We start from the raw sequence: 15,268 nt of genomic DNA on the forward strand, positions 1-15,268 counted from the left end.
TCTAACCGCGTCAGGCGAGAAATAAAAAATCCACGCAACGGCGTGGATTTTGTAAGCAGGATGGAGAGGATTAAACGTTGAACAGGAAGTTCATCACGTCGCCATCTTTAACGATGTAATCTTTACCTTCTGCACGCATTTTACCGGCTTCTTTCGCACCCTGTTCACCCTTATAGGTGATGAAGTCTTCAAACGCGATGGTCTGAGCACGGATAAAGCCTTTCTCGAAATCGGTGTGGATTTTACCCGCTGCCTGCGGCGCAGTCGCGCCAACCGGGATGGTCCATGCACGGACTTCTTTTACGCCAGCGGTAAAGTAGGTCTGCAGGTTCAGCAGTTCGTAGCCTGCGCGGATCACACGGTTCAGGCCAGGCTCTTCCAGGCCCAGCTCCGCCATGAACTCTTCACGGTCGGCGTCGTCCAGTTCAGCAATGTCAGATTCAACGGCGGCACAAACGGCAACCACGACAGAACCTTCAGCAGCGGCGATTTCGCGCACTTTATCCAGATACGGGTTGTTTTCAAAACCGTCTTCGTTGACGTTGGCGATGTACATAGTTGGCTTCAGAGTGAGGAAGCTCAGGTATTTGATCGCAGCTTTATCTTCTTCGGTCAGGTTTTTCAGCGCGCGCAGCATGCCCGCGTTTTCCAGCTGTGGCAGGCACTTCTCCAGCGCGGCCAGTTCGGCTTTTGCGTCTTTATCGCCGCCTTTCGCTTTTTTCTGCACACGGTGGATAGCGCGTTCGCAGGTATCGAGGTCAGAGAGCGCCAGTTCGGTGTTGATAACATCGATGTCGTCTGCCGGGTCCACTTTGTTATTCACGTGGATGATGTTGTCATTCTCGAAGCAGCGCACAACGTGACCGATCGCTTCGGTTTCACGAATGTTGGTCAGGAACTGGTTGCCCAGACCTTCACCTTTGGAAGCCCCTTTAACCAGGCCCGCGATGTCCACGAACTCCATGGTGGTTGGCAGAATGCGCTGCGGCTTAACGATTTCCGCAAGCTGGTCCAGACGCGGATCGGGCATTGGCACAACGCCAGTGTTTGGCTCGATGGTACAGAACGGGAAGTTCGCCGCTTCGATACCCGCTTTGGTAAGCGCGTTAAACAGGGTGGATTTGCCCACGTTTGGCAGACCGACGATACCGCATTTGAATCCCATTTCTAAATCACCTTAATATCTTGATAATCAATCCGTTAGAGATAACCGATTGAAGAAAAGTAAATAACTACGCCTATTATACACGTAACCTGCAGGGTGCGCGGCAAAAAAGCCGTATTGCCCTGATTATTGCGCTTTAAAGGCATGTAAGCGATTTGTCGCCTTTGTTAAGCCCTCTTTGAGCCAGATTTCAGTGCAGCGCGCCGCTTCGTCTACCGCTTCATCAATTAATTTTTGCTCAGAAAACGGAGGCTTACCCAGAACAAAACCCACAACTTTGTTTTTATCGCCCGGATGGCCGATTCCCACGCGCAAACGGTGAAAATTCGGGTTATTCCCCAGTTTGCTGATAATGTCTTTCAGGCCATTATGACCGCCATGACCGCCGCCGAGTTTAAATTTTGCCACACCAGGGGGCAGGTCAAGCTCGTCATGAGCAACCAGAATTTCATCCGGATTGATGCGATAAAACGTTGCCATTGCCGCCACGGCTTTGCCGCTCAGGTTCATAAAGGTGGTGGGCACCAGCAGCCGCACATCTGCACCGGCAAGGTTGATGCGTGAGGTATACCCGAAGAATTTCGGTTCTTCACGCAGCGGGGCTCGTAACCGTTCGGCCAGCAGATCGACATACCAGGCACCGGCATTATGGCGGGTCGCTGCATATTCTGCGCCTGGGTTGGCGAGGCCGACAATCAGTTTAATCGTCACGATTCAATTCCTAATGGGTTCCAGATCTGGCGCGTAGTTTACTGTCTGGCGAGCCGCTTGACAAAGTTATGGGGCAGTCAGGCGGAAATGTGAATAATTACTGGTCTGAACCATTAGAATTTCAAGCTGTTCAGGCGCTTATTTGTAAACTTTTGTCCGGACGTCGTCTGTAATTGTGATCATTCACGCAACTCATATAAGCGGTGTTGTCTATACTTTACACACAAGGATTAGGGGATTATCCCTTACAACCCAGGTTCCGGAGGTGACATATGAAACGCAAAAACGCTTCGATACTCGGTAACGTACTGATGGGGTTGGGACTCCTGGTGATGGTCGTCGGTGTGGGTTATTCTATTTTAAACCAGTTACCGCAGCTTGACCTTCCACAATACTTCGCGCATGGCGCGGTGCTGAGCATCTTTATTGGTGCAGTGTTGTGGCTGGCAGGGGCGCGTGTGAGCGGCCACGAACAGGTGAGTGACAGATACTGGTGGGTGCGCCATTACGACAAACGTTGCCGCCGTGACCAGCATAAGCACAGTTAGTGCGTTGCAATTAAAGAACATAAAAAACGACTCTTTTCAGAGTCGTTTTTTTTACGGTTGCAGATTACAGATCCTTTAGCGCGGCTTCGCGATCGGGATAAAAAGCCAGGCGACCAGGGATTGGCTGCACGCCAGCGCGTGCCATGGTGCGCAGCGGCTGGAATTCCAGGTTACTGACCCGCAGCTCGCAACCCTCCGGCAGACGCTTAACGAAGCGCTGGAAGGCATCCAGCCCACCGGCATCCAGCACCGGCACGGCATCCCATTTCAGCACCACAATGCGTTTGCCCGCAATGCGGGACTCCAGATCGCTAAACAGACCTTCGGCGGCGGCAAAGAACAGCGGGCCGATCACGCGTAACACCAGCACATCGTCAGGCACCTCAACGTTAACCGGTGAGAGGCGTGTCATCTGCGCAATGCGGCGCATAAACAGCAACGAGGCCAGCACGATGCCCACGCTGATAGCGATAACCATATCGAACAGCACGGTCAGGGACATACAGATCAGCATGACGATGATGTCGTCTTTTGGCGCACGGCGCAGCAGATTTACCACCTTATGCGCTTCACTCATGTTCCACGCCACCATCAGCAGCAGAGCCGCCATAGCCGAAAGTGGCAGCCATGAAAGCAGCGGCGCGAGGATCAGCAGGGCGAGGATCACCAGCACGGAGTGAATAACCGCCGAAACCGGTGAGGTGGCCCCTGCGCGCACGTTGGCCGCAGAGCGGGCAATGGCGGCCGTTGCCGTGATACCGCCAAAGAATGGCGCGATGATATTCCCTAACCCCTGACCAACCAGCTCGCTGTTGGCTTTATGTTTGGTGCCGGTCATACCGTCCAGTACCACGGCGCACAGCAGGGATTCAATCGCCCCCAGCATCGCCATTGAGAAGGCGGCGGGCAGCAGCGCCTGCAGCGAATCCCAGCTCAGCGTGAAGCTGGAGCCAGGCATATCCCACGGCAGAACCAGTTGCGGTAATAGCTGTGGAATACCACTACCCTGAGAACCATCCGCCAGAACATAGTGGAACTGTGAGCCGATAGTGGCGACGTTTCCACCGAATAAATTAACGATGGCCATCACCGCACAGCCCAGCAGCAGCGCAGGCAAATGCCCCGGCAGACGAATGCCCAAACGAGGCCAGGCAATCAGCGTCCCCAGAGTGACAATCCCAATCGCGGCATCACCCACGTTGAGGGTCGGTAGCGCCATCAGCAGCGCTCCGACTTTTTGCAGGTAATGTTCAGGCACGTGCGTCAGCTGCAAGCCCAGAAAATCTTTGATCTGCATTGTTCCGATGGTAATGCCAATCCCGGATGTGAACCCCAGCGTCACGGAAAGGGGAATGTACTCGATTAACCGACCAAAGCGGGCCAGGCCAAACAGGATCAGAAAGACGCCGGACATCAGGGTGGCGACCAGCAGGCCAGCCAGGCCAAACTGCTGAGAAACCGGGTAGAGGATCACCACAAAAGCAGCGGTCGGCCCGGAAACACTGAAGCGTGAGCCGCCCGTCAGCGCAATCACAATCCCGGCGACAGCCGAGGTGTAAAGGCCGTACTGCGGTGCCACGCCGCTACCAATCGCCAGAGCCATCGCCAGCGGTATGGCGATAATACCGACAGTGATCCCGGCGATGACGTCACGTATAAAACGTGACGAGGTATATTTCTCTTTCCAGCAAGCGTCGATGAGGGCGCGAAAGGGCAGAACATGTGAGGAAGTTACGTTTTTCACAATTATCTTTCATCCGTGTGCGCATCATCTGTCATGTGAATGGCAGGTGAAGGAGGCATTAATCATACAAATACATATCAGAGACAAAAAAACCCGCCGCAGCGGGTTTTTCGGCCATGTTCGCTTAGTGTTCGAACATTGCTGAGATCGATTCTTCGTTGCTGATACGACGAATCGCTTCGGCCAACATTCCGGACAGGGTCAAAGTACGCACGTTTGGCAGCGCTTTGATTTCGTCACTCAATGGAATGGTATCGCAAACCACAACTTCGTCGATAACGGAGTTACGGAGATTATTCACCGCATTACCAGAGAAGATCGGGTGAGTCGCGTAAGCGAACACGCGCTTGGCACCACGCTCTTTCAGGGCTTCAGCTGCTTTACACAGCGTACCGCCGGTATCGATCATGTCATCAACCAGCACACAGTCGCGGCCAGCAACGTCACCGATGATATGCATCACCTGAGACACGTTAGCACGCGGACGGCGTTTGTCGATGATTGCCATGTCGGTATCGTTCAGCAGTTTTGCGATAGCACGTGCACGGACCACACCACCGATGTCCGGAGAAACCACGATTGGGTTGTCCAGATTCAGCTGCAGCATGTCTTCCAGCAGGATTGGACTGCCGAATACGTTATCAACCGGAACATCGAAGAAGCCCTGGATCTGCTCGGCGTGCAGGTCAACGGTCAGAACGCGGTCAACGCCTACGCTTGACAGGAAGTCAGCGACAACTTTGGCCGTGATAGGCACACGCGCGGAACGGACGCGACGGTCCTGGCGGGCATAGCCAAAGTAAGGGATTACAGCAGTGATACGGCCTGCGGAAGCACGACGCAGGGCGTCGACCATAACAACCAGTTCCATCAGGTTGTCGTTCGTTGGAGCACAGGTGGACTGGATGATGAAAATATCACCACCGCGTACATTTTCGTTAATTTGTACGCTGACTTCGCCGTCGCTAAAGCGACCTACGGCGGCGTCGCCGAGGGAAGTGTACAGGCGGTTGGCAATACGTTGTGCTAGTTCCGGGGTGGCGTTACCAGCAAAAAGCTTCATATCAGGCACGAGAAGAACCTCAGGCATGCGTCCAGTGGTGGATAGCATTCGCCGCTAACTGCGGGGCCTAAGCGAAATGCTATCCAGGCGGTGTATTAAAGAGCGCGATGCAACGTCTGGAACAGGGTGACGTTGTCACCGAAACTCAGTCTGCGCCAGAATGGCGTGCTGTAGGGGGGAGGTGTTCATCCCGCGTGCTACAAAACCATGCAGCCAAACCGGCGCTTGCTCAAGCACCTGACGAGCGGCGGACTCGGTGTCAAATTCAGCAAAGACACAGGCCCCTGTGCCAGTCAGGCGCGACGGCGCGTATTCTAACAGCCAGGAAAGCACCGCATCAACCTCGCGAAAACGTTTTCTTGCGATAACCTCGCAATCGTTGCTGAATTCACAATTTAATAACGTTTCTATTGACCGCACCGGGGTATTTCTTGGCAGGTCAGGATCTTTGAAAATAACAGGGGTCGGAATGCTCACGCCAGGGTGGGCAACCAGATACCATTTTTCCGCTGGCTCCACGGGCGAAAGTATCTCACCAACGCCTTCAGCAAACGCCGCATGACCGCGCACAAACACCGGCACATCCGCACCCAGCGTCAACCCTAAGGCTGCCAGCTCGTCTTTCGATAACCCACAGCCCCAAAGGTGATTCAGCGCAACCAGTACGGTAGCCGCATTAGAAGAGCCTCCGCCCAGACCGCCGCCCATCGGCAAACGCTTTTCAACGTGGATATCTGCGCCGCTGCCCGCAGGCAGCCGATCGGTATTCGCCGCCGCCTTCATCAGCAGGCGTGCGGCACGCACGATCAGGTTATCTTCATGCTCTACGCCGTCAACCGGCGTCAGCAGACGAATCTGCCCGTCCTGACGTAGCTCAATAGAGATTGTGTCGCCGTAGTCAAGAAACTGAAACAGCGTCTGCAGGGTGTGATACCCGTCAGCACGCTGCCCGGTGATGTATAAAAACAGGTTCAGCTTTGCGGGTGAGGGCCAGTGGGTCATCATTTAACGATCCAGTTGTCCATTTTCAGCTTGATGCGCTGGCTGCCCTGCGTCAGCTCCATATTGGATGGCAGCGACGGTTTCGTGTTGCTGTCATAGGCACTGTAAACCACTTTCCAGCTTTTGCCGTTCTGGGTGTAATTCACCTGGCTCAGACGGTACTGGGCATCGAGGGTGTAATCGGTCGCGTCACCCGGCAGGCCGAGTATCCACTGGCGCAGGCTGTTCAGCGGGATAGGCATGCCGGTCAGCTTGCCGATCATCTCTTCCGCATCGGTGGCGGTGTAATGCTGCCCTTTGTTGTCGGTGATCTGCGCTTCACCCGGCCTGGCGATGAGTTCCAGCTCGGTACTGCCCAGCGGGTTGAGCAACAGCAGACGGTAACGGTCCTGCCCCGTTTGCTGCCAGAAGAAGCGGGCGTACACTTTTTGCTCGTCAGACAGATAAGCAAAGGCACCGCGGGTCTGGTACTGACTTAAATTGCGCACGTCCTGCTGGTGCTGACGCCACTGCGGCGAGTCAGGGCTTTTGCCTGGTCCTTTGGGCGGGGTGATGGAACACGCGGTCAGAACCAGCGCCGCCAGAGGCAGCAGGCGAATCAGTCGGGTCATAATGATGACAAATCCTTGAGATACGTTGCAGTTATAACTGTTAATGCTAGCGTCACAGGGTGCTACCGTCTACGTTCAAATTATCTCAAAGCGTTGTGTAAGCTATTACTCCGAAAGGGGGCAGTCTCTTTTATTGATCTCGCGCATCCTGTATGATGCGACCTGCTAACCTTATTAACGCTGGTACTACTCCCGCTCAACATGACCCTATTAGCACTCGGTATTAACCACAAAACAGCCCCGGTTTCGTTGCGAGAACGCGTTACGTTTTCGCCGGATACGCTCGACCTGGCGCTGGACAGCCTGCTTGCACAACCGATGGTGCAGGGCGGCGTGGTGCTCTCGACGTGCAACCGTACTGAGCTGTACTTAAGCGTGGAAGAGCAGGACAACCTGCACGAAGCGTTAATTCGCTGGTTATGTGACTACCACAACCTCGACGAAGAAGAGCTGCGTAATAGTCTGTACTGGCATCATGACAACGATGCGGTCAGCCACCTGATGCGCGTGGCCAGCGGTCTGGATTCGCTGGTGCTCGGCGAGCCACAAATTCTCGGTCAGGTCAAAAAAGCCTTTGCGGATTCGCAAAAAGGGCATCTTAAAGCCAGCGAGCTGGAACGTATGTTCCAGAAATCCTTCTCCGTCGCAAAGCGTGTGCGAACCGAAACCGACATTGGTGCCAGTGCGGTTTCTGTTGCTTTCGCAGCCTGTACTCTGGCGCGTCAAATTTTTGAGTCGCTGTCGACTGTCACGGTGTTACTTGTGGGTGCCGGTGAAACCATCGAACTTGTGGCCCGCCATCTGCGCGAACATAAAGTGAAAAAGATGATTATCGCGAACCGTACCCGCGAACGTGCGCAGGTGCTGGCGGACGAAGTGGGCGCAGAAGTCATTGCGCTGAGCGACATTGATGAACGCCTGAAAGAGGCGGACATTATTATCAGTTCTACCGCCAGCCCGCTGCCGATTATCGGTAAAGGGATGGTGGAACGTGCGCTGAAATCCCGCCGTAATCAGCCGATGCTGCTGGTGGATATCGCGGTTCCGCGCGATGTCGAGCCGGAAGTCGGCAAACTGGCAAACGCCTATCTTTACAGCGTGGATGACCTGCAAAGCATCATTTCGCACAACCTTGCGCAGCGTAAAGCGGCGGCGGTGCAGGCGGAAACCATCGTCGAGCAGGAAACCAGCGAGTTTATGGCCTGGCTGCGCGCGCAAAGCGTCAGCGAGACGATCCGCGAGTATCGCGGGCAGGCAGAGCAGGTGCGTGATGACCTGACTGCCAAAGCGTTAGCGGCCCTGGAACAGGGCGGCGACGCGCAAGCTATTATGCAGGATCTGGCCTGGAAACTGACCAACCGCCTGATCCATGCCCCAACCAAATCTCTTCAGCAGGCTGCCCGAGACGGGGACGATGAACGCCTGACTATTCTGCGCAACAGCCTCGGGCTGGAATAGCGCCCTACACCCATTTTCTATTACAAGGTGCATTTACGCCTATGAAGCCTTCTATCGTCGCCAAACTGGAAGCTCTGCACGAGCGCCATGAAGAAGTACAGGCGCTGCTCGGTGATGCCGGGACCATTGCAGACCAGGAACGTTTTCGCGCGCTGTCGCGTGAGTACGCGCAGTTAAGTGATGTTTCTAAATGCTTTACCGACTGGCGACAGGTCCAGGAAGATATTGAAACCGCGCAGATGATGCTCGACGACCCTGAAATGCGTGAAATGGCGCAGGAAGAGTTGCAGGACGCGAAAGCGCGTTCTGAAGAGATGGAGCAGCAGCTCCAGGTGCTTCTGCTGCCAAAAGATCCTGACGACGAACGCAACGCGTTTGTGGAAGTTCGCGCCGGAACCGGCGGCGACGAAGCGGCACTGTTTGCGGGTGACCTGTTCCGCATGTACAGCCGTTACGCGGAAGCGCGTCGCTGGCGTGTGGAAATCATGAGCGCCAACGAAGGTGAGCACGGTGGTTTTAAAGAAGTTATCGCCAAGATCAGCGGCGACGGTGTTTACGGCCGCCTGAAGTTTGAATCCGGCGGCCACCGCGTGCAGCGTGTGCCTGCGACAGAATCTCAGGGACGTATTCACACCTCCGCCTGTACGGTCGCGGTCATGCCTGAGCTGCCGGACGCGGAACTGCCGGACATCAACCCGGCGGACCTGCGCATCGATACTTTCCGTTCCTCAGGGGCGGGGGGTCAGCACGTTAATACCACTGACTCCGCCATCCGTATTACCCACCTGCCAACCGGCATTGTGGTGGAGTGCCAGGACGAACGTTCGCAGCACAAGAACAAAGCCAAAGCGCTCTCCGTGCTCGGTGCGCGTATCCGCGCCGCCGAAGTGGCGAAACGCCAGCAGGCAGAAGCGTCTACGCGTCGTAACCTGCTGGGCAGCGGCGATCGCAGCGATCGTAACCGTACCTATAACTTTCCGCAGGGCCGTGTAACCGATCACCGCATCAACCTGACGCTGTACCGGCTGGACGAAGTGATGGAAGGCAAGCTCGACATGCTGATTGAGCCTGTCGTGCAGGAATACCAGGCCGACCAGCTGGCGGCCTTGTCCGAGCAGGAATAATGGATTTTCAGCACTGGTTACGCCATGCCGCAAGTGAGCTTTCTGCCAGCGAAAGCCCACGCCGCGACGCCGAGATTTTACTGGGTTTTGTGACGGGTAAAGCCCGCACGTACCTGCTGGCGTTCGGGGAAACCGGGTTGACCGCTGAACAGCAAACGAAGCTGGACGCGCTGCTTGCCCGCCGTAAAACGGGCGAGCCTGTGGCGCATCTGGTCGGGGAACGTGAGTTCTGGTCTCTGCCGCTGTACGTCTCGGCGGCGACGCTGATCCCTCGCCCCGACACCGAGTGTCTGGTGGAGCAGGCGCTGGCGCGGTTACCGGCGCAGCCATGCCACATACTCGATCTTGGTACGGGCACCGGCGCGATTGCGCTGGCGCTTGCCAGCGAGCGGCCGGACTGCACCGTGACGGCGGTGGACGTCATGCCTGATGCGGTGGCACTCGCGCAGCGTAACGTTGAACGTCTGGGGCTGAACAATGTTTCTGTCCTGCAAAGCAGCTGGTTTGCCGCCCTTAAGAACCGTACTTTTGGGATGATTGTCAGCAATCCGCCCTATATCGACGAACACGATCCGCACCTCGCGCAGGGTGATGTTCGTTTTGAACCGCTGACGGCGCTGGTTGCCGCTAACGAAGGGTTAGCCGATCTTGATCACATTGTGACAACGTCACGGCAACATTTACTTTCCGGTGGCTGGCTGTTAGTGGAACATGGCTGGACGCAAGGGGAAGCCGTTCGTGCGCTGTTTACACAGGCAGGGTACACCGCAGTGGAAACCTGTCGTGATTACGGCGGCAATGAACGCCTGACGCTGGGGCAGTGGTCGTGAGCGTGTTTACGGTGCTGATCTCCGTTCACCTGATTTCCGTAGCCCTGACCATCGGCTTTTTTATCGTCCGTTACTGGTGGCGCTACAGCAATAATCCGCTGATTAACGCGCGTTGGGTACGCATCGCGCCGCACTGTATCGACACCGTGCTGTTCCTTTCCGGCGCGGGGTTAATGTGGAAGACCGGCTATCTGCCATTTACTGATAAAGGCGCATGGCTGACTGAAAAGCTGTTTGGCGTTATCATCTACATCGTTTTGGGTTTTATCGCGCTTGGGCGTCATCGTCCGCGCAGCCAGCAGACGGGGTTTATTGCCTTTCTGCTGGGCCTGGTGGTGCTGTACATCATCATTAAACTCGCCACCACAAGAATACCGTTACTGGGGTAAGTCATGAGGTCCTTAGCCGATTTCGAATTTAACAAAGTGCCGCTCTGCGATGGCATGATCCTGATTTCTGAGATGATTCGCGACGACTTTACGTCACAGTATGTCTACGATGAGCTGGAGAATCTGGTCAGCCTGGCGCGCGAAGAGATCAATCAGGCCCGCCCGCAGGACTGGCAATTAGAGAAGCTGGTTGAGCTTTTCTACGGCGAATGGGGTTTCTGCGACACGCGTGGCGTGTATCGTCTTTCTGATGCATTGTGGCTGGACCAGGTGTTAAAAAACCGTCAGGGCAGCGCCGTTGCGCTGGGTGCCATTTTGCTGTGGGTGGCTCATCGCCTGGATATTCCGCTAGTACCGGTCATTTTTCCGACGCAGATGATCCTGCGTGCAGAGTGGCTGGATGGGGAGATGTGGTTAATTAATCCCTTTAACGGCGATACGCTGGATGAGCATACGCTGGATGTGTGGTTGAAAGGTAACATTAGCCCGGTGGCTGAGCTTTTTAACGAAGATCTTGATGAAGCCGATAATTCAGAGGTTATTCGCAAGTTGCTGGATACGCTAAAATCCGCGCTGATGGAAGAGCGGCAAATGGAGCTGGCACTGCGTGCCAGCGAGGTACTGCTCCAGTTTAACCCTGAAGATCCGTATGAAATTCGCGACCGCGGGCTTATTTATGCCCAGCTCGACTGTGAGCATGTGGCGTTACATGATTTGAACTATTTCGTTGAGCAGTGTCCGGAAGATCCCATTAGCGAAATGATTCGCGCGCAGATCAACGCGATCTCGCATAAACAAATCACATTGCATTAACTTAGTTCCGATTCACACCTGAAAAAGGCGATTATATGAAACAAAAAGTAGTTAGCATTGGCGATATCAACGTGGCAAACGACCTGCCGTTCGTGCTGTTTGGCGGTATGAACGTGCTGGAGTCCCGTGATCTCGCGATGCGTATCTGCGAACACTACGTGACCGTGACCCAGAAGCTGGGTATCCCGTATGTGTTTAAAGCCTCTTTTGACAAAGCCAACCGCTCCTCTATCAATTCTTACCGTGGTCCTGGTCTGGAAGAAGGGATGAAGATTTTCCAGGAGCTGAAACAGACCTTTGGCGTGAAAGTAATCACCGACGTGCATGAAGCCTCTCAGGCGCAGCCTGTTGCAGACGTGGTAGACGTGATCCAGCTTCCGGCGTTCCTGGCTCGCCAGACCGATCTGGTTGCTGCGATGGCGAAAACCGGTGCCGTGATCAACGTGAAAAAACCTCAGTTCGTCAGCCCTGGCCAGATGGGTAACATCGTCGATAAGTTTATCGAAGGCGGCAACGACAAGGTGATCCTGTGTGACCGTGGTTCAAACTTCGGTTACGACAACCTGGTTGTGGATATGCTGGGCTTCAGCGTAATGAAGAACGTTTCCGGCCAGTCTCCGGTGATCTTCGACGTGACCCACGCCCTTCAGTGCCGCGACCCGTTTGGCGCAGCCTCTGGCGGCCGTCGTGCGCAGGTGACCGAGCTGGCGCGCGCCGGTATGGCTACCGGCCTGGCGGGTCTGTTCATTGAAGCGCACCCGGACCCGGCCAATGCGAAATGCGATGGCCCATCTGCACTGCCGCTGGATAAGCTGGAGCCGTTCCTGAAGCAGATCAAAGCGATTGACGATCTGGTGAAGAGCTTCGACGAGCTGGATACCAGCAACTAATAAAAAAACCCGCTTCGGCGGGTTTTTCTTTGCCCGGCGGCGCTGCGCTTGCGCGGGCCTACGGGTTTTGTAGGCCGGGTAAGCGCAGCGCCACCCGGCAAAAAAGGTTACGCAAAAATCGTCATCAGGTACGCGACAAACAAGGCCATATGCGCGGCACCGTTCAGCACGTTGGTGCGGCCGGTCGAGAAGGATAACTGGCACAGCAACAGGGATGCCACCATCACAACCAGCTCTGGTGCGCCCAGCGCAAATTGCAGCTCATTACCGGTCATAAAGGCAATCAGCGTTACCACCGGAACGGTGAGGGAAATGGTTGCCAGAACGGAGCCAAAGAACAGGTTCATCGCGCGCTGCACCTGGTTGTTCAGCACCGCTTTCAGTGCTCCCAGCCCTTCAGGGGAGAGAATAAGCAGCGCCACCAGGAAGCCGGTGAAGGCCACGGGCGCATTCAGCTCAGTTAACAGCGTTTCCAGCGGGTTTGCGTTCATCTTGGTCACGGCGATAACCGCGATCAGATGCACAATCAGCCAGACGGTGTGCCAGGCGCTGCTGTGGGCTGACGGCTTACCGTGATGCGGGTCGTCGTCGTCGGCGTCATCTTCATGCTCGTAAACAAACAGGCTCTGGTGCGTTTTGGTCTGAATTAACAGAAACACGCCGTACATTGCGGCCGAAATCAGTGCGACCAGTAATGCTTGTGCAGTGGTGAAATTCGCACCCGGTAGCGCCATCGGGAAGACCAGCACAATAATGGCCAGCGGGAACAGGGCGATTAAATACTGTTTAATACCAAACAGATTCATATACTGGGTCGCAAATTTGCGTCCGCCCAGTAAGAGAGAAAAGCCCACCAGACCGCCCGTTACAATCATAATGATGGAATAGAGTGTATCGCGCATCAGCGTTGGCGCAGCGTCGCCGGTCGCCATGAGAGCAGATATCAGGCTCACTTCGAGAATAACAACGGAAAGGCTTAAGATTAATGAACCGTACGGCTCACCCAGGCGGTGCGCCAGCACGTCCGCATGGCGAACCACGCTAAATGCGCTGGTTAAAATCCCCACCAGCGCAAGGATATTGATACCCACCACCACTGGCAGTGACTGACTGCTTCCCCAGAAGAGCAGCACAGCCAGTGCCAGAACCGGGAAAATGAGCGACGTCTCCTTGTGGCGGGTCTTTACCGCCTCGTGTGTTGCTGTCATGTGCTTCTCCGTCAATGCAGGTGCTTGTAATTATAGATAGAATTTTGAGGCCATTAAACTAACAGATCTCTGTTGAATACCGTTTAATGTTTACTTAATTTTACCGTTAGCAGTAAATTCTTATTCTAAGTGGCATATCTTATCTTCTTTTATAAATAATCAATAAATAACAGTTAATTAACTTCTTTGGTATTTAAGAATTCTATTCTTGCTGGCACCATGAAGTATCCTCGTCCACACTTACCTCTTTAGCAAAAAGAGAGGTCAGAGATGCCATATAAAACGAAACGCGAATTACCCGACAGCGTGCAGCATGTCCTTCCCGCTCATGCGCAGGAGATCTATAAAGAGGCGTTTAACAGCGCCTGGGATCAGTACAAAGATAAAGACGATCGCCGGGATGATGCCAGCCGTGAAGAGACCGCACATAAGGTGGCATGGGCTGCCGTAAAACATGAATATGAGAAAGGAGACGATGATAAATGGCACAAAAAGAAATAACCGCTGCCTGATGCAACACCTTCATTTTGACTTTTCAGGCGGTGGAACTTCCGTTGTATTGCAACTGGCCTGTGAATTGCTTATCGTTCATTCACTGCGGGTAAAATGACCAGCATTTAATGCCGGGAAGGCGAATTACAGATGTCGCAGGGAAGCATGCAGTGGCGGAGGTGGAAAGTGTTAACGCGTGATTTCTTAATGAAGGCAGATTGTAAGACGGCATTTGGTGATATTGAGGAATCGCTTCTCTGGTCGGCTGAACAACGTGCGGCATCGCTCGCTGCGACGCTGGCCTGCCGCCCGGATGATGGACCAGTGTGGATTTTTGGCTATGGTTCGCTGATGTGGAACCCGGCCCTGGAATTTGTCGAATCGGCAACCGGTACACTTCCTGGCTGGCATCGCGCATTTTGTTTGCGCCTGACCGCCGGGCGCGGCAGCGCGTGTCAGCCGGGTCGTATGCTTGCACTGAAAGAGGGCGGACGCACCACCGGCGTGGCTTACCGGCTCCCGGATGCCACTCTGGAAGATGAACTGACGCTGCTGTGGAAGCGCGAGATGATCACCGGCTGCTACATTCCCGGCTGGTTCAAACTGGAACTCGACGATGGCCGCACCGTCAATGCGCTGGTCTTTATTATGGACCCGCGCCATCCGCTGTATGAAGCGGACACCCGCCCGCAGGTTATTGCCCCGTTAATTGCTGCCGCCAGTGGTCCACTGGGCACGAATGCGCAATATCTCTTTTCCCTCGATCAGGAGCTAACGCGGCTCGGCATGAAGGATGATTGTCTGAATGAGCTGGTGACGAAAGTCAAAGCGCTGATGGAAGGTAACCTGCTGAATAACCCGCTGCGTCCGGGCTTTGCCTGATAAAAATGCCCGACTGTGTGACTGCAGCCGGGCGTCGCGGTTAAGCGGCAACGTAACTCACAGAGTGTTCGAGTGACTGGCTGTGGCTGTCAATCAGCACATCCCAGGTGCCGGTGTACGGCACCGTCAGCCATGCCTTGTCATCCTGCACGGTCAGGACATCTGCCTGCGTTTGCTTTTGTGCTTTTGCACTCATCAAATGAATGCGGCAGCGCTCTGAGCAACGTACCACAACCGTATCCCCGCCAAACAGTTTCAGACTTGTTTTTACCAGTGCCATTTTTTTACCCCGTCGTCTTAAGCTACGCTCTTTGCAGCCAGCGCTGAGCGTGATGTTG

17 protein-coding genes are annotated in these 15,268 nt (G+C 54.8%); 9 read left to right on the forward strand and 8 right to left on the reverse strand.

Annotation, left to right across the window (positions count from 1 at the left end; genetic code table 11):
* Positions 1 to 70: 70 nt before the first annotated feature.
* Together ychF and pth are read right to left on the reverse strand one after the other, a co-directional pair.
* Positions 71 to 1,165, reverse strand: a complete 1,095-nt coding sequence (gene ychF / locus ABGB15_RS09410; RefSeq protein ID WP_010432886.1) for a redox-regulated ATPase YchF — start codon at positions 1,163 to 1,165, stop codon at positions 71 to 73.
* Positions 1,166 to 1,291: 126 nt separating this feature from the next.
* Positions 1,292 to 1,876: an aminoacyl-tRNA hydrolase gene (gene pth, locus ABGB15_RS09415; protein ID WP_215722197.1), complete on the reverse strand. Its 585-nt coding sequence runs from the start codon at positions 1,874 to 1,876 to the stop codon at positions 1,292 to 1,294.
* Between the two features lie 272 nt (positions 1,877 to 2,148).
* Between pth and ychH the strand changes: the two genes are divergently transcribed.
* Positions 2,149 to 2,424 carry a stress-induced protein YchH gene (gene ychH, locus ABGB15_RS09420; RefSeq protein ID WP_152081351.1) on the forward strand — a complete coding sequence of 92 codons (276 nt, stop codon included), beginning with the start codon at positions 2,149 to 2,151 and terminating at the stop codon, positions 2,422 to 2,424.
* 64 nt (positions 2,425 to 2,488) lie between these two features.
* Here the strand turns inward: ychH and dauA are convergent, their stop codons facing one another.
* The 4 genes from dauA to lolB form a co-directional block, all read right to left on the reverse strand.
* Positions 2,489 to 4,168 carry a C4-dicarboxylic acid transporter DauA gene (dauA, locus tag ABGB15_RS09425; protein ID WP_152081350.1) on the reverse strand — a complete coding sequence of 560 codons (1,680 nt, stop codon included), beginning with the start codon at positions 4,166 to 4,168 and terminating at the stop codon, positions 2,489 to 2,491.
* A gap of 124 nt (positions 4,169 to 4,292) precedes the next feature.
* Positions 4,293 to 5,240, reverse strand: a complete 948-nt coding sequence (gene prs / locus ABGB15_RS09430) for a ribose-phosphate diphosphokinase (RefSeq protein WP_003856663.1) — start codon at positions 5,238 to 5,240, stop codon at positions 4,293 to 4,295.
* A 126-nt stretch (positions 5,241 to 5,366) separates the two neighbouring features.
* The gene (gene ispE, locus ABGB15_RS09435; protein WP_152081349.1) at positions 5,367 to 6,236 is read right to left on the reverse strand and encodes a 4-(cytidine 5'-diphospho)-2-C-methyl-D-erythritol kinase; all 870 of its coding nucleotides are present in this window, start codon (positions 6,234 to 6,236) and stop codon (positions 5,367 to 5,369) included.
* Complete coding sequence (gene lolB / locus ABGB15_RS09440; protein ID WP_215722196.1) at positions 6,233 to 6,844, reverse strand: lipoprotein insertase outer membrane protein LolB; 612 nt, start codon at positions 6,842 to 6,844, stop codon at positions 6,233 to 6,235. The genes ispE and lolB overlap by 4 nt, the downstream gene beginning before the upstream one ends.
* A gap of 201 nt (positions 6,845 to 7,045) precedes the next feature.
* On the opposite strand from lolB, the gene hemA reads away from it, so the two are divergent.
* Genes hemA through kdsA form a run of 6 tightly spaced genes read left to right on the forward strand, consistent with a single transcriptional unit; the run spans position 7,046 to position 12,348 of the window.
* Complete coding sequence (gene hemA, locus ABGB15_RS09445; RefSeq protein WP_215722195.1) at positions 7,046 to 8,302, forward strand: glutamyl-tRNA reductase; 1,257 nt, start codon at positions 7,046 to 7,048, stop codon at positions 8,300 to 8,302.
* 41 nt (positions 8,303 to 8,343) lie between these two features.
* Positions 8,344 to 9,426 (forward strand): peptide chain release factor 1, encoded by a 1,083-nt coding sequence (gene prfA, locus ABGB15_RS09450; protein ID WP_152081346.1) that lies wholly within the window; start codon positions 8,344 to 8,346, stop codon positions 9,424 to 9,426.
* Entirely contained in the window at positions 9,426 to 10,256 is an 831-nt protein-coding gene (prmC, locus tag ABGB15_RS09455; protein WP_152081345.1) for a peptide chain release factor N(5)-glutamine methyltransferase, read from the forward strand. The genes prfA and prmC overlap by 1 nt, the downstream gene beginning before the upstream one ends.
* Entirely contained in the window at positions 10,253 to 10,645 is a 393-nt protein-coding gene (sirB2, locus tag ABGB15_RS09460) for an invasion regulator SirB2 (protein WP_215722194.1), read from the forward strand. The genes prmC and sirB2 overlap by 4 nt, the downstream gene beginning before the upstream one ends.
* A gap of 3 nt (positions 10,646 to 10,648) precedes the next feature.
* Positions 10,649 to 11,458 (forward strand): invasion regulator SirB1, encoded by an 810-nt coding sequence (gene sirB1, locus ABGB15_RS09465; protein WP_152081343.1) that lies wholly within the window; start codon positions 10,649 to 10,651, stop codon positions 11,456 to 11,458.
* A 35-nt stretch (positions 11,459 to 11,493) separates the two neighbouring features.
* Positions 11,494 to 12,348 carry a 3-deoxy-8-phosphooctulonate synthase gene (kdsA, locus tag ABGB15_RS09470; RefSeq protein ID WP_152081342.1) on the forward strand — a complete coding sequence of 285 codons (855 nt, stop codon included), beginning with the start codon at positions 11,494 to 11,496 and terminating at the stop codon, positions 12,346 to 12,348.
* A gap of 107 nt (positions 12,349 to 12,455) precedes the next feature.
* Here kdsA and chaA read toward each other — a convergent pair whose 3' ends face one another.
* Complete coding sequence (gene chaA, locus ABGB15_RS09475; RefSeq protein WP_215722193.1) at positions 12,456 to 13,556, reverse strand: sodium-potassium/proton antiporter ChaA; 1,101 nt, start codon at positions 13,554 to 13,556, stop codon at positions 12,456 to 12,458.
* A gap of 270 nt (positions 13,557 to 13,826) precedes the next feature.
* Between chaA and chaB the strand changes: the two genes are divergently transcribed.
* Positions 13,827 to 14,057, forward strand: coding sequence for a putative cation transport regulator ChaB (chaB, locus tag ABGB15_RS09480; RefSeq protein WP_152081340.1), 231 nt, complete (start codon positions 13,827 to 13,829; stop codon positions 14,055 to 14,057).
* A 177-nt stretch (positions 14,058 to 14,234) separates the two neighbouring features.
* Positions 14,235 to 14,930 (forward strand): gamma-glutamylcyclotransferase, encoded by a 696-nt coding sequence (locus tag ABGB15_RS09485; RefSeq protein WP_152084384.1) that lies wholly within the window; start codon positions 14,235 to 14,237, stop codon positions 14,928 to 14,930.
* A gap of 40 nt (positions 14,931 to 14,970) precedes the next feature.
* Here ABGB15_RS09485 and ABGB15_RS09490 read toward each other — a convergent pair whose 3' ends face one another.
* Complete coding sequence (locus ABGB15_RS09490; protein ID WP_215722192.1) at positions 14,971 to 15,210, reverse strand: DUF1883 domain-containing protein; 240 nt, start codon at positions 15,208 to 15,210, stop codon at positions 14,971 to 14,973.
* Positions 15,211 to 15,268: the final 58 nt, after the last annotated feature.

Source organism: Enterobacter sp. MALB-1, assembly GCF_041021625.1.
Classification (GTDB): Bacteria; Pseudomonadota; Gammaproteobacteria; order Enterobacterales; family Enterobacteriaceae; genus Enterobacter; species Enterobacter oligotrophicus.